11 protein-coding genes and 1 pseudogene are annotated in these 13,946 nt (G+C 60.7%); 11 read left to right on the top strand and 1 reads right to left on the bottom strand.

The window, feature by feature from the left end:
- Positions 1-29 precede the first annotated feature (29 nt).
- Together ACA064_RS06425 and ACA064_RS06420 are read left to right on the top strand one after the other, a co-directional pair.
- Positions 30-785, top strand: coding sequence for a methyl-accepting chemotaxis protein (locus ACA064_RS06425; protein ID WP_497674180.1), 756 nt, complete (start codon positions 30-32; stop codon positions 783-785).
- Positions 786-903: 118 nt separating this feature from the next.
- A complete protein-coding gene (locus ACA064_RS06420) occupies positions 904-2,256 on the top strand; it encodes a CoA transferase (RefSeq protein WP_497672632.1) in 1,353 nt (450 codons plus the stop codon).
- 128 nt (positions 2,257-2,384) lie between these two features.
- On the opposite strand, the gene ACA064_RS06415 is transcribed toward ACA064_RS06420, so the two are convergent.
- Entirely contained in the window at positions 2,385-3,263 is an 879-nt protein-coding gene (locus ACA064_RS06415; protein WP_497672631.1) for a DNA-3-methyladenine glycosylase family protein, read from the bottom strand.
- Positions 3,264-3,448: 185 nt separating this feature from the next.
- Here ACA064_RS06415 and ACA064_RS06410 point away from each other — a divergent pair.
- The 9 genes and pseudogenes from ACA064_RS06410 to ACA064_RS06370 form a co-directional block, all read left to right on the top strand.
- Positions 3,449-3,702: pseudogene (locus ACA064_RS06410) on the top strand (carbamate kinase); the annotation flags it as partial.
- A 65-nt stretch (positions 3,703-3,767) separates the two neighbouring features.
- Positions 3,768-4,130 carry a DUF5064 family protein gene (locus ACA064_RS06405; protein ID WP_497672630.1) on the top strand — a complete coding sequence of 121 codons (363 nt, stop codon included), beginning with the start codon at positions 3,768-3,770 and terminating at the stop codon, positions 4,128-4,130.
- Positions 4,131-4,272: 142 nt separating this feature from the next.
- Complete coding sequence (gene gcsR / locus ACA064_RS06400; RefSeq protein WP_497672629.1) at positions 4,273-5,781, top strand: transcriptional regulator GcsR; 1,509 nt, start codon at positions 4,273-4,275, stop codon at positions 5,779-5,781.
- Between the two features lie 564 nt (positions 5,782-6,345).
- Positions 6,346-6,729 (top strand): glycine cleavage system protein GcvH, encoded by a 384-nt coding sequence (gene gcvH / locus ACA064_RS06395; RefSeq protein ID WP_497672628.1) that lies wholly within the window; start codon positions 6,346-6,348, stop codon positions 6,727-6,729.
- 10 nt (positions 6,730-6,739) lie between these two features.
- A complete protein-coding gene (gcvP, locus tag ACA064_RS06390; RefSeq protein WP_497672627.1) occupies positions 6,740-9,595 on the top strand; it encodes an aminomethyl-transferring glycine dehydrogenase in 2,856 nt (951 codons plus the stop codon).
- Positions 9,596-9,727: 132 nt separating this feature from the next.
- Entirely contained in the window at positions 9,728-11,104 is a 1,377-nt protein-coding gene (locus ACA064_RS06385) for an L-serine ammonia-lyase (protein WP_497672626.1), read from the top strand.
- A 41-nt stretch (positions 11,105-11,145) separates the two neighbouring features.
- Positions 11,146-12,270: a glycine cleavage system aminomethyltransferase GcvT gene (gene gcvT / locus ACA064_RS06380; protein ID WP_497674179.1), complete on the top strand. Its 1,125-nt coding sequence runs from the start codon at positions 11,146-11,148 to the stop codon at positions 12,268-12,270.
- A 399-nt stretch (positions 12,271-12,669) separates the two neighbouring features.
- Positions 12,670-12,882 carry a cold-shock protein gene (locus tag ACA064_RS06375; RefSeq protein ID WP_003175786.1) on the top strand — a complete coding sequence of 71 codons (213 nt, stop codon included), beginning with the start codon at positions 12,670-12,672 and terminating at the stop codon, positions 12,880-12,882.
- 95 nt (positions 12,883-12,977) lie between these two features.
- The gene (locus ACA064_RS06370; RefSeq protein ID WP_497672625.1) at positions 12,978-13,466 is read left to right on the top strand and encodes an RDD family protein; all 489 of its coding nucleotides are present in this window, start codon (positions 12,978-12,980) and stop codon (positions 13,464-13,466) included.
- The last annotated feature ends 480 nt before the right edge of the window (positions 13,467-13,946 follow it).

Genomic DNA, 13,946 nt, shown 5'->3' with positions numbered 1-13,946 from the left:
CGGAAATCGCTCGCCAGACCAGCGAAGGCATGCAGGTGCAATTCCGCGAGATCGATCAAGTCGCCACCGCCTCCAACGAAATGAGCGCCACCGCCCACGATGTCGCCAACAGTGCGTCGAATGCCGCCAATGCGGCCAAAGGTGCCGATCAATCGGCCAGGGACGGGATGTCGATCATCGAGCGCAGCACCCGCGACATCAATCTACTGGCCGAGGAAGTCAGTAAAGCGGTGACCGAGGTCGAAGCCCTGGCAGTCAACAGCGAACAGATCGGTTCGGTGCTGGAAGTGATCCGCAGCATCGCCGAACAAACCAACCTGCTGGCGCTCAACGCGGCAATCGAAGCGGCGCGCGCCGGGGAAAGCGGTCGCGGTTTCGCGGTGGTGGCCGACGAAGTGCGCAACCTGGCCAAACGTACCCAGGACTCGGTGGAGGAAATCCGCCAGGTGATCGAGCGCATTCAAACCGGCACCCGAGGCGTGGTCGCGACCATGCATTCAAGCCAGACCCAGGCCCACAGCAACGCCGGGCAAATCCAGCAAGCGGTGCAGGCGCTGGGCAAGATCAGCGATGCGGTGACGGTCATCAGCGACATGAATCTGCAAATCGCCAGCGCCGCCGAACAGCAAAGCGCCGTGGCCGAAGAGGTCAACCGCAACGTCTCGGCGATCCGTACCGTGACCGAAACCCTGACCGAACAGGCTACCGAATCGGCGCATATCAGCAGCCAGTTGAATGCCCTGGCGACTCAGCAAATGAAATTGATGGATCAGTTTCGGGTTTAACTCTTGAAAGATCGCGGCCTTCGCAATCTGTGTCAGCCACAGACAATGCAGGAGCTGCCGAAGGCTGCGATCTTTTGATCTTCTGAACTATGATCCCTCTCTTCCCGGAGGGCCTTCGATGACCGATTTTCTGACGTCCATTCAAGCCGCACTCGGCTTGCCCCACACCCCGATTCAATTCACTTCCAGCGGCGCCCTGCCCTCGGCCTTTGCCGTGACCGATCTGGCCAGCGCCAGCATTGCCGCCGCCGGCCAGGCCGTCAGCGAGCTCTTGCACCAGCAAACCGGCCGCTTGCCTGCGCTGGAAGTCGACCGGCGCCTGGCTTCCTTTTGGTTCGCCACCTCGATCCGCCCGCAAGGCTGGAGCGTGCCGCCGTTGTGGGACTCGGTAGCCGGCGACTATGCAACGAAAGACGGCTGGATCCGCCTGCACACCAACGCGCCGCATCACCGCGCCGCTGCCGAAGCGGTACTCGGCCAGTGTGCCGACCGCGCGGCAATGGCAACCAAGGTTGGGCGATGGGCCAAAAGTGCTTTGGAACAGGCCGTTGTCGATGCCGGCGGTTGCGCGGCCGAAATGCGTTCGTGGGAACAATGGAAGGCCCATCCCCAGGGGATAGCGGTCAACGCCGAACCGCTGATGCATTTCGCCGCCAACCCCAGCCGGAACGCGAAGCCATGGCAGGGTTCGGTGGCGCAGCCGCTGGCCGGAATCAAGGTACTGGATCTGACCCGAGTCCTCGCCGGGCCGATTGCCAGCCGCTTCCTCGCCGGGCTCGGCGCCGATGTGCTGCGCGTCGATCCGCCAGACTGGAATGAGCCGGGCGTGGTCCCCGAAGTCACGTTAGGCAAACGCTGCACCCGGCTGAACCTGCATGACCCTGCTGATCGCGCGGTGTTTGAAGCGCTGCTCAAAGACGCCGATATCCTTCTGCATGGCTACCGCGCCGATGCGCTGGAACGTCTCGGTTACGGACAGATTGAACGGCAGAACTTCGCTCCGGGGTTGATCGATGTCTGTCTCAACGCCTACGGCTGGAGTGGCCCGTGGCAGAACCGCCGCGGTTTCGACAGCCTGGTGCAGATGAGCAGCGGGATTGCCGAGGCCGGCATGCGCTGGAAAAAAACCGACAAACCCACGCCGCTGCCCGTCCAGGCACTGGACCATGGCACGGGTTACCTGATGGCCGCGAGTACAATTCGGGCACTGACGGAACGTTTGAGTCACGGCCATGGGAGTTCGACGCGCCTGTCATTGGCCCGGACTGCAAAGCTGTTGGTCGAGCATGGGCAGGTGGGTATGCAGGAGCCGCTGCGTGCAGAGGATTCAGAGGATCAGGGGCTGCTGGTCGAACAGACTTCCTGGGGGCCGGCGTATCGTTTACAGGTGCCACTGAAAATCACCGGCACACCGCTGCAATGGTCTATCCCGGCCGGGGAATTGGGTTCCCATCGGCCGCAGTGGTGGTGAGCTGCAAATAGCTATCGCGAGCAAGCTCGCCCCCACAAGGTTTGCGCATATCCCTGTGGGAGCGAGCTTGCTCCGGGCGGCGATCCGACGATGACGGCCTGACAGCCAGCACCGATCCCGGAACTGCCTCAGTACGAACGGCTCAACGAAGTCCAAAGCTGCTGCGCCGCATACGCCCGCCACGGTCGCCAGGCCTCGGCTCTGTGCAACAACTGGCGGGCGGTGACCGGTCCACCTTCAAGCGCCACCAAGGCATTGATCAAGCCCACATCCCCGGACGGAAACGCATCTACCTCACGCATCTGGCGGATCGCGATGTACTGCGCCGTCCAGTCACCAATGCCGTGCAGTTCCAGCAACCGCGCAACGCCTTCGTGCAGATTCGCTTTCGGTTCGAACAACAAGGGATCATCCAGCAGCGCCTGCGCGACCCCGGACAACGTCCTGCCACGGCTTTTGGGCATGCCCAGGGCCGCCAGATCAGCCCCGGCCAATACCGCCGGTTCAGGAAAGACATGGGTCAATCCCGGCGGCTGCGGATCCGCTGAATGCAATGGCTCGCCATACTGCGCCACTAACTTGCCCGCCAGTCTGATGGCCGCACCCACTGTGATCTGCTGCCCCAACACCGCACGGATCGCCAACTCGAAACCATCCCAGGTACCGGGCAAGCGCAGGCCTGGGCGAGTAGCCGTCAATCGGGCCATCAATGGGTCTACCGCCAGTTGCTGATTGATAGTGTGCGGATCCGCCGCCAGATCGAACATCCGCTGCAAACGCAGCAGGATCTGCGGTATTGAAGCCGGATCGGCACCGCGCACCGTAGCCTCAAGCGCATCACCTGCTCCCGGCCTCACCGAAAGCACTCCATGAACACCGTTCAAACCGATGCTGCGCCAATACACCCCATCGACCACGCATTCCATCCCGGTTATGGCCCGCGCTGACAAGAAGCCCAGCATCGCCGGCCAGTCATAGGGCGGCCGATATTCCAGCAACAGCCTCATAGCGACAGCATGCCACTGGACAAACCGCGGACCGACGAAAAAACCATGTAACCCCCGATTGTTGAACCCACAGCCAAAGCGATCAGCGCGTTGAGTCGCAGCTTTTGCGCTGGTTGAGACATCCTTACTCTTGGCTCAAGTTCATTCAAGTCAGAACAATGACCGAACAGCTGGACAGTGATTTGCTGGTGACCGCCACCGACGTCAACGCGGTCTACGACCGACCCAGAAGGCCATCGCCCAGGCCCACCCGGACGAAATGGACAAGCTCGGCTTCGCCGCCGGCTCCATGGGGCCGAAGGTCCAGGCCGCTTGCGAGTTCGCCCGCAACACTGGAAAAGTAGCGGTGATCGGTTCACTCTCCGACATCGAGGCGATCGTCCAGGGCAAGGCCGGCACCCGCATCAGCACGGCGAAACCTGGCATCACCTGCGTATAAGAAAGAAACTCCGGGGGCAGATATAGGGTCTGCCCTTCCCCAATGCCTTCGAAGGAAAAACGCCAATGGCCACGTTCGAGCCCGGTCATCTGCACATGGAGCGCCACGCGCTGAACAAGGACGATGTCAGCTACAACGTGCGCATCGACTATGAAGTCACCGAAGATCCCAAGGAGGGCAAAGGGATGCTGTTCACGATGCATGGCAGCATCCAGGGCAAGGATCTGAAAGAATCATTCTTCCTGCCCAAGGATCAGGCCTACAACTTCGCCAGCAACGTCACGAAAATCGTAGAGAAGTATGGCATTCCCAAGGCGCTGAGCAGCATCGGTTCGTCACACAAGCACTACGACGCGATGTTCGAAGACCTGCGCAAGCAGCTGGACGTCAAGTCCGGGGATCCGGTGAAGCCCGAGCATCTGGAATAACACACTCTTGCCTGTGGGAGCGCCGCACCGCCGCTCCCACATTAGTTCTCCATCGCTCTGAAGACTTGCGCCGGATTTCACCTAACCCCCTCCTCCAAGGCATACTTGCCACCCTCCGCATTCCAGAATCAAAAACCGCCCCATGCGTATCCACGTCAGCTTCATCGACCGCGTCGGCATTACCCAGGAAGTCCTGGCGCTGCTGGGTGGGCGCAATCTCAATCTGGATGCGGTGGAAATGGTTCCGCCCAACGTCTACATCGACGCCCCGACCTTGAGCCCGCAGGTGCTGGACGAGTTGCGCGATGCGCTGTTCAGCGTGCACGGCGTGCAAGCGGTGAGAGTGGTCGACATCCTTCCCGGTCAGCGCCGTCATCTGCAACTCGATGCATTGCTCGCGGCGATGACCGACCCGGTGCTGGCCCTGGATAGCGCCGGTAAAGTCCTGCTGGCGAACCCGGCGCTGATTGCCTTGTACGGCCGTGAACCGGCTGGTGAGAGCGTCGCCGAACTGTTTGCCGATCCGGCGCTGCTGGATACCTTGCTCGAAAACGGATTCCGCCTGCCGTTGCGTGAGATTACCGTCAACGGCCAGACCCTGCTGCTCGATGCCACGCCGATCACTGACGCCGGCGCCTTGCTGACGCTGTACCAGCCCAATCGCATCGGTGAACGTCTGTCGGCGTTGCACCACGACCACGCCGAAGGCTTCGACGCGCTGCTCGGCGAGTCTGCGGCGATCCGTACCCTCAAGGCTCGTGCGCAACGAGTGGCGACTCTCGACGCACCGCTGCTGATCCAGGGCGAAACCGGCACCGGCAAAGAGTTAGTGGCCCGTGCCTGTCACGCCGCCAGCGCCCGCCACAGCTCGCCGTTTCTCGCGCTGAACTGCGCGGCGCTGCCGGAAAACCTCGCCGAAAGCGAACTGTTCGGCTACGCCCCCGGCGCCTTCACCGGCGCCCAGCGCGGTGGCAAGCCGGGACTGATGGAACTGGCCAACCAGGGCACGGTATTTCTCGATGAAATCGGCGAGATGTCGCCGTATCTGCAAGCCAAGCTCCTGCGCTTTCTCAACGACGGCAGCTTCAGACGCGTGGGCGGAGATCGCGAGGTCAAGGTCAACGTGCGGATCCTCAGCGCGACCCACCGTGACCTGGACAAAATGGTCAGCGAAGGCAGCTTTCGTGAAGACCTGTTCTACCGCTTGAACGTGCTCAACGTCGAAGTCCCGCCCCTGCGCGAGCGCGGCCAGGACATTCTGCTGCTGGCCCGCTACTTCATGCAGCAGGCCTGCGCACAGATCCAGCGCCCGGTCTGTCGCCTGGCCCCGGGGACCTATCCGGCGCTGCTGGGCAACCGCTGGCCGGGCAACGTAAGACAACTGCAGAACGTAATCTTCCGCGCCGCGGCGATTTGCGAAAGCAGCCTGGTGGACATTGGCGACCTGGACATTGCCGGCACCTCGGTGGCGCGTCAGAGCGACAGCGAAGTCGACAGCCTGGAACAGGCCGTGGAGGAGTTCGAGAAGACTCTGCTGGAAAAACTCTACGTCAACTACCCCTCGACCCGACAACTGGCCAGCCGCCTGCAAACCTCCCACACCGCCATCGCCCATCGATTGCGCAAGTACGGAATTCCGGGCAAAACCTGACCCCGCGCCTCCCACGCCGGCCGCATACGCCTGCAATGTTGCGGGTGTATGCAATCCCTGTAGGAGCTGCCGCAGGCTGCGATCTTTTGACTTTGTTTTTGTAGTGCCTGCGGCAAGATCGTTCCCCGTCGTACGCTCACCCCCGTAGGAGCTGCCGCAGGCTGCGATCTTTTGACTTTTTTTTTTGCGGTGCCTGCGAAAAGATCGCAGCCTATCGGCAGCTCCTACGGGTCGGGTTTCCAATTCGAGAACACCTAACCTGTTTCTAAAAGCGACCTCCATCTGTACTGAAAGCGCTACAGTGGAATGATATTGCTACACACCTCGGTAATGCCCGCTACGCAAGGCTTTGATCCACCAACACTTTTTTCTTCGCTTCCAGCTGTAGCGATTTCGCTACAGCTATCGGATCAGCTTAGCCGAGAAAAACACATAAGCCATTGATTTATAACAAATAAATAACATTGGCCGCAAAATTGCTTAGTAACCGCCCATAAAGCAGGGCTTTTGCCCGAGCATTCAATCGCGTCCACCAGACGAAAATCTGGCCCCTGAGGAATTTCCATGAGCGAATTGCGTTTTACTGAAGATCACGAATGGCTGCGCACCGAGGCCGATGGCAGCGTAACCGTAGGCATCACGGCTTTCGCGCAGAATGCGCTGGGCGACGTGGTTTTCGTGCAACTGCCGGAACTGCAGGCCTACGACAAAGGTGCAGAAGCCGCGACCGTTGAATCAGTAAAAGCTGCCAGCGGCGTGTACATGCCCCTGGACGGCGAAGTGGTCGAGACCAATCCAGCGCTTGATAGCAGCCCTGAGCTGGTCAACGAAGATCCTCTGGGCGAAGGCTGGTTCTTCCGCTTCATCCCCGCAGACGCCAGCGCTGTCGGCCAGCTGCTCGATCAAGATGCCTACGACCGTCTGATCAAAGCCAACGCCGAAGCCTGAGGAGCCTGCCATGTCCAGCACTATCAATCTGAGCACCGCCAACGAATTCATCGCGCGCCACATCGGCCCGCGCCAGGGCGATGAGCAAGCCATGCTCAACAGCCTCGGTTTCGACTCCCTCGAAGCCCTGAGCGCCAGCGTCATTCCGGACAGCATCAAGGGCACCAGCGTCCTCGGCATTGACGACGGTCTGAGCGAAGCCGACGCACTGGCCTTGATCAAAACCATCGCCGCCAAGAACCAGCTGTTCAAGACCTACATCGGCCAGGGCTACTACAACTGCCACACGCCATCGCCGATCCTGCGCAACCTGCTGGAAAACCCGGCCTGGTACACCGCCTACACCCCGTATCAACCAGAGATCTCCCAAGGTCGCCTGGAAGCGCTGCTGAATTTCCAGACGCTGATCAGCGACCTCAGCGGCCTGCCAATCGCCAACGCCTCGCTGCTCGATGAAGCCACCGCCGCTGCCGAAGCCATGACCTTCTGCAAACGCCTGAGCAAGAACAAAGGCAGCCACGCGTTCTTCGCCTCGAGCCACTGCCACCCGCAGACCCTCGATGTGCTGCGCACCCGTGCCGAGCCGTTGGGCATCGACGTAGTGGTCGGTGACGAACGCGAACTGACGGATGTCAGCGCCTACTTCGGCGCCCTGTTGCAATACCCGGCGAGCAACGGTGACCTGTTCGATTACCGCGAACTGACCGAACGCTTCCATGCCGCCAACGCTCTGGTCGCGGTGGCCGCTGACCTGCTGGCCCTGACCGTGCTGACCCCGCCGGGCGAATTCGGTGCCGACGTGGCCATCGGTAGCGCCCAACGCTTTGGCGTACCGCTGGGCTTCGGTGGCCCGCACGCGGCTTACTTCTCCACCCGCGATGCGTTCAAACGCGACATGCCGGGCCGTCTGGTCGGTGTTTCCGTGGACCGTTTCGGCAAGCCGGCCCTGCGCCTGGCCATGCAGACCCGCGAGCAACATATCCGCCGCGAGAAAGCTACCAGCAACATCTGCACTGCCCAGGTACTGCTGGCCAACATCGCCAGCATGTATGCCGTCTACCACGGCCCTAAAGGCCTGAAGCAGATCGCCAACCGTATCCATCACCTGAGCGCGATCCTCGCCAAAGGCTTGAGCGATCTGGGTCTGACGGTGGAGCAAGAGAACTTCTTCGACACCCTGACTCTGGCCACCGGCAGCCAGACCGCCGCCCTGCACGACAAGGCCCGCGCCCAGCGCATCAACCTGCGTGTAGTCGATGGCGAGCGCCTGGGTCTGTCCCTGGACGAAACCACCAGCCAAGCCGACATCGAAACCTTGTGGAGCGTGCTGGCCGACGGCAAAGCCCTGCCGGACTTCGCGGCACTGGCCGCCGCTGTCGAGAGCCGCATCCCGGCCACCCTGGTACGCCAATCGCCGATCCTCAGCCACCCGGTGTTCAACCGTTATCACTCGGAAACCGAGCTGATGCGCTACCTGCGCAAGCTCGCCGACAAGGATCTGGCACTGGATCGCACCATGATCCCGCTGGGCTCGTGCACCATGAAGCTCAACGCCGCCAGTGAAATGATCCCGGTGACCTGGGCCGAGTTCGGTGCACTGCACCCGTTCGCCCCGGCCGAGCAGAGCGCCGGCTACCAGCAATTGACTGACGAACTGGAAGCGATGCTCTGCGCCGCCACCGGTTACGACGCGATTTCCCTGCAGCCGAATGCCGGCTCCCAGGGCGAATACGCCGGCCTGCTGGCAATCCGCGCCTACCACCAGAGCCGTGGCGATGACCGACGCGATATCTGCCTGATCCCTTCATCCGCCCACGGCACCAACCCGGCCACCGCCAACATGGCCGGTATGCGCGTAGTGGTCACCGCTTGCGATGCCCGCGGCAACGTCGACATCGAAGACCTGCGTGCCAAGGCCATCGAGCACCGCGAACACCTCGCTGCGCTGATGATCACCTACCCTTCGACCCACGGCGTGTTCGAGGAAGGCATCCGCGAAATCTGCGGCATCATTCATGACAACGGCGGCCAGGTGTACATCGACGGCGCCAACATGAACGCCATGGTCGGCCTCTGCGCTCCGGGCAAGTTCGGCGGCGACGTGTCACACCTGAACCTGCACAAGACCTTCTGCATTCCACACGGCGGTGGCGGCCCGGGCGTCGGCCCGATTGGTGTGAAGTCGCACCTGACGCCATTCCTGCCAGGGCACGGCACTATGGAACGCAAGGAAGGCGCGGTCTGCGCAGCACCGTTCGGCAGCGCGAGCATTCTGCCGATCACCTGGATGTACATTCGGATGATGGGCGGCGCCGGTCTCAAGCGTGCATCGCAGCTGGCGATCCTCAATGCCAACTACATCTCCCGTCGCCTCGAAGAGCACTACCCGGTGCTGTACACCGGCAGCAACGGTCTGGTGGCCCACGAATGCATTCTCGACCTGCGCCCGCTCAAGGACAGCAGCGGCATCAGCGTCGATGACGTGGCCAAACGCCTGATCGACTTCGGCTTCCATGCACCGACCATGTCCTTCCCGGTAGCCGGCACGCTGATGATCGAGCCGACCGAAAGCGAATCCAAGGAAGAACTGGATCGCTTCTGCGAGGCGATGATCCGCATCCGCGAAGAAATCCGCGCAGTGGAAAGCGGCGCCCTGGACAAGGACGACAACCCACTGAAAAACGCTCCGCACACCGCTGCGGAAATCGTTGGCGAGTGGACTCATCCGTACAGCCGCGAGCAAGCCGTGTATCCAGTAGCCTCCTTGATCGAAGGCAAGTACTGGCCACCGGTCGGTCGGGTCGACAACGTGTTCGGCGATCGCAACCTGATCTGCGCCTGCCCGTCGATCGAAAGCTACGCTTAAACCTGTGTGGGGGCGGTTAATCCACCCCACTCAAGAACACCGCATTCCCCCCGTAGGAGCAGCCTATGGCAGCTCCTACAGGGTGCATCTCCCGTGAGATTTGCGCTAATAACAAGAAACCGGAGAACAACCATGGCTTTAAGCGTGTTCGACCTGTTCAAGATTGGCATCGGCCCCTCCAGCTCCCACACCGTCGGCCCGATGCGCGCCGCCGCGCGCTTCGCCGAAGGCTTGCGCCGTGAAGGGTTACTGTCTGCAACCACCTGCGTCAAAGTCGAGCTGTACGGCTCACTCGGCGCCACCGGCAAGGGCCACGGCAGTGACAAGGCCGTGTTACTGGGCCTGGAAGGTGAACATCCGGACACCGTGAACACCGAAACCGTCGCCGCCCGCCTGCAAGAGATTCGCGGTAGCGGACGCTTGAACCTGCTCGGTGAACACCCCATCGAATTCAATGAAAAACTCCACCTGGCAATGATCCGCAAACCGTTGGCCTATCACCCCAATGGCATGATCTTTCGAGCCTTCGATGCCGCCGGTTTGCAGATTCGCAGCCGCGAGTACTACTCCGTCGGCGGCGGCTTCGTGGTCGATGAAGACGCCGCGGGTGCTGATCGCATTGTCGAAGACGCCACACCCCTGACCTTCCCGTTCAAGAGCGCCAAGGACTTGCTCGGCCACTGCAGCACCTACGGCCTGTCCATCAGCCAGGTGATGCTGACCAACGAAAGTGCCTGGCGCCCGGAAGCGGAAACCCGCGCCGGCCTGCTGAAAATCTGGCAAGTGATGCAGGACTGCGTCGCCGCCGGCTGCCGCAACGAAGGCATCCTGCCCGGTGGTTTGAAGGTCAAGCGTCGGGCGGCAGCGCTGCATCGGCAACTGTGCAATAACCCGGAATCGGCGCTGCGGGATCCGCTCTCGGTGCTGGACTGGGTCAATCTGTACGCCCTGGCAGTCAACGAAGAAAACGCCAACGGCGGGCGCGTGGTGACTGCGCCCACTAACGGTGCAGCCGGGATCGTCCCGGCGGTGTTGCATTACTACATGCGCTTCATCCCCGGAGCCAACGAAGACGGCGTGGTGCGTTTTCTGCTCACCGCGGCGGCGATCGGCATTCTGTACAAGGAAAACGCCTCGATATCCGGCGCGGAAGTCGGCTGTCAGGGTGAGGTCGGCGTCGCCTGCTCGATGGCCGCGGGAGCACTCTGCGAAGTCCTCGGTGGCAGCGTGCAGCAGGTCGAAAACGCCGCCGAGATCGGTATGGAACACAACCTCGGGCTGACCTGCGACCCGATTGGCGGCCTGGTCCAGGTACCGTGCATTGAGCGCAACGCCATGGGCTCGGTGAAGGCCATCAATGCGGTACGCATGGCCCTGCGCGGCGACGGTCAACACTACGTCTCCCTCGACAAGGTCATCCGCACCATGCGCCAGACCGGTGCCGATATGAAAAGCAAATACAAGGAAACCGCCCGTGGCGGTTTGGCGGTCAACATTATCGAGTGCTGATGCGCATTCACCTGCATCTGCACCATTTCCAGGAGCTGAATATGTCCACCGAACAACTATTGAAAACCCCGTTGCACGCACTGCACATCGAACTCGGCGCCCGCATGGTGCCCTTCGCCGGCTACGACATGCCGGTGCAATACCCGCTGGGCGTGATGAAAGAACACCAGCACACCCGTGATCAGGCCGGGTTGTTCGATGTCTCGCACATGGGTCAGATCCGCCTGACCGGCGCCAATGCCGCCAAGGCCCTGGAGACCCTGGTGCCGGTGGACATCATCGATTTGCCGGTGGGCATGCAGCGTTATGCGATGTTCACCAATGAAAGCGGCGGCATTCTTGATGACCTGATGGTTGCCAACCTGGGCAACGACGAACTGTTCCTGGTGGTCAACGCCGCCTGCAAGGACCAGGACCTGGCGCACCTGCGCAAGCACATCGGCGATCAGTGCGAGATTCAGCCACTGTTCGAACAGCGCGCCCTACTCGCCCTGCAAGGCCCGGCAGCGGTAACAGTACTGGCGCGCCTGGCTCCAGAAGTGACGAAGATGACTTTCATGCAATTTGCCAGTGTGAAACTGCTCGGCGTCGACTGCTTCGTCAGCCGTTCCGGCTACACCGGCGAAGACGGTTTCGAAATCTCCGTACCGGCTGCCAGCGCCGAAGCACTGGCCCGTGCCTTGCTGGATGAACCAGAGGTAGCAGCGATCGGCCTGGGAGCACGCGATTCCCTGCGCCTGGAAGCCGGCCTGTGCCTTTATGGGCATGACATGAACACCGAGACCACACCTATCGAGGCCGGCCTGCTCTGGGCCATCTCCAAGCCTCGGCGTGCCGATGGTCCACGTGCCGGTGGCTTCCCCGGTGCAGAAACCGTGTTCGCTCAGCAACAAACCGGAGTGAGCCGTAAACGGGTCGGCCTGCTGCCTCAGGAACGCACACCGGTGCGTGAAGGCGCGGAAATCGTCAACGAAGCAGGCTCCGTAATCGGCTCCATCTGCAGCGGCGGTTTCGGTCCGACATTGGGCGGCCCATTGGCCATGGGTTACCTCGATAGCCAATACATAGCACTCGATACACCCGTATGGGCGATCGTTCGGGGGAAAAAGGTGCCGATGAGTGTAAGCAAAATGCCATTTGTTCCGCAGCGCTACTATCGCGGCTGATTGACTGTTTCTATAAGTAACGCGGTTGCGTCACTGTGCACTACTCTGTAACGCAACCGCCATGAAACAGTGCAGGCTTTGACTATAAGCTTCGATAATGAACTTGCCTTATAACGATCGAAAACAATTGAACAGCTCTATCGAATAAGCCGCCAGGCCCGGCCTGCAAACAGCGCCACACTGAGCAAAACCGGGGCTTCGAAGGGCTTGTTTTTCCTCCCTTAGTTGGCGTAGAGTTTCTTCACTGTGTTTGCATGGGTCGCTTGGAACCGTGACCTGGGCAGTAGCCATAAGTTTGCTACAACCCGTTCTACGTCTCTTACTTACCTGCAACCAGCCCCAGTACTCTTTCATTAGAAGGAGGCTGTCATTAATTTTTTGCGTCAAAGGAAATAAGAAATGTCCCAACGTCAGAGCGGTACCGTCAAGTGGTTTAACGACGAAAAAGGTTTTGGTTTTATCACTCCAGAGAGCGGTCCGGATCTGTTCGTCCATTTCCGCGCTATTCAGGGCAACGGCTTCAAGAGCCTGAAAGAAGGCCAAAAGGTGACGTTCGTTGCCGTGCAAGGCCAAAAAGGCATGCAGGCTGACGAAGTACAAGCAGAAGCCTGATCCCTCTGCAACAAAAAGCCCCTGATGCTGACATCAGGGGCTTTTTTGTGCGCGTAATTCCGTAAAATGGCTTCTTTTCTGCCGAGAGTCCTGTCATGTCGAAACACCTGCTAAGCCCCCAAGGCGACTTCCCCGCCGCCGGCCTGGGCCGTCGCCTGGCAGCGATGTTCTATGACTTCCTGCTGTGCACTGCCCTGCTGATCGTCACCGGGGGCATCTACAAGATGGTGCAGATGGCGATCATCGGCGAAGAAAAAATGCGCACCCTGACCGACGCCGGTGCACTGGACGGCGATCCGCTGCTTTCAACGATCCTGGTGTTTGTGCTGTTCGGGTTCTTCGCCAAATTCTGGACCTGGTCGGGCCAGACCCTTGGCATGCAGGTCTGGTGTATCCGTGTACAGAACCCCGACGGTACGGCCATCAGCCTGTGGCAGGCCTTGTTGCGCTTCGTCGTGTCCATTGCTTCGCTGCTGTGCGCAGGTCTGGGATTTATCTGGTCGCTGTTCGACAAACAGAAACGCAGCTGGCACGACATCTACTCAAACACCCAGCTGGTGCGGATTCCGAAGAAGACCAAGTAAACCTCAACACCGACTCTGCGCCCCTCTGAATTGTAGGAGCTGCCGCAGGCTGCGATCTTTTGATCTTGGTTCGCGCTACAAACACGGCGCCCCTCAGTCAGCCAAGATCGCAGCCTCGCTTCGCTCGACAGCTCCTACGGGGGGCTGGGTATTCCTCGGCTTCTGTAGGAGCTGCCGCAGGCTGCGATCTTTTGATCTTGGTTCGCGCTACAAACACGGCGCCTATCAGTCAGCCAAGATCGCAGCCTCGCTTCGCTCGACAGCTCCTACGGGGGGCTGGGTATTCCTCGGCTTCTGTAGGAGCTGCCGCAGGCTGCGATCTTATGATCTTGGTTCGCGCTACAAACACGGCGCCTATTAGTCAGCCAAGATCGCAGCCTCGCTTCGCTCGACAGCTCCTACGGGGGGCTGGGTATTCCTCGGCTTCTGTAGGAGCTGCCGCAGGCTGCGATCTTTTGATCTTGGGTCGCGCTACAAACA

Source organism: Pseudomonas sp. LBUM1658 (genome assembly GCF_059716055.1).
Note: the sequence above shows the minus strand (reverse complement) of the source record. Positions and strands in the feature narration are given on the sequence as shown.

Bases quoted from the DNA above. Each gene is read 5' to 3' on its own strand.
- ACA064_RS06425 (WP_497674180.1), top strand. From the start codon at position 30: ATGCAGGTGCAATTCCGCGAGATCGATCAAGTCGCCACCGCCTCCAAC.
- ACA064_RS06405 (WP_497672630.1), top strand. From the start codon at position 3,768: ATGGCCACGTTCGAGCCCGGTCATCTGCACATGGAGCGCCACGCGCTG.
- gcvH (WP_497672628.1), top strand. From the start codon at position 6,346: ATGAGCGAATTGCGTTTTACTGAAGATCACGAATGGCTGCGCACCGAG.
- gcvT (WP_497674179.1), top strand. From the start codon at position 11,146: ATGTCCACCGAACAACTATTGAAAACCCCGTTGCACGCACTGCACATC.
- ACA064_RS06385 (WP_497672626.1), top strand. From the start codon at position 9,728: ATGGCTTTAAGCGTGTTCGACCTGTTCAAGATTGGCATCGGCCCCTCC.
- ACA064_RS06420 (WP_497672632.1), top strand. From the start codon at position 904: ATGACCGATTTTCTGACGTCCATTCAAGCCGCACTCGGCTTGCCCCAC.
- ACA064_RS06370 (WP_497672625.1), top strand. From the start codon at position 12,978: ATGTCGAAACACCTGCTAAGCCCCCAAGGCGACTTCCCCGCCGCCGGC.
- ACA064_RS06375 (WP_003175786.1), top strand. From the start codon at position 12,670: ATGTCCCAACGTCAGAGCGGTACCGTCAAGTGGTTTAACGACGAAAAA.
- ACA064_RS06415 (WP_497672631.1), bottom strand. From the start codon at position 3,263: ATGAGGCTGTTGCTGGAATATCGGCCGCCCTATGACTGGCCGGCGATG.
- gcvP (WP_497672627.1), top strand. From the start codon at position 6,740: ATGTCCAGCACTATCAATCTGAGCACCGCCAACGAATTCATCGCGCGC.
- gcsR (WP_497672629.1), top strand. From the start codon at position 4,273: ATGCGTATCCACGTCAGCTTCATCGACCGCGTCGGCATTACCCAGGAA.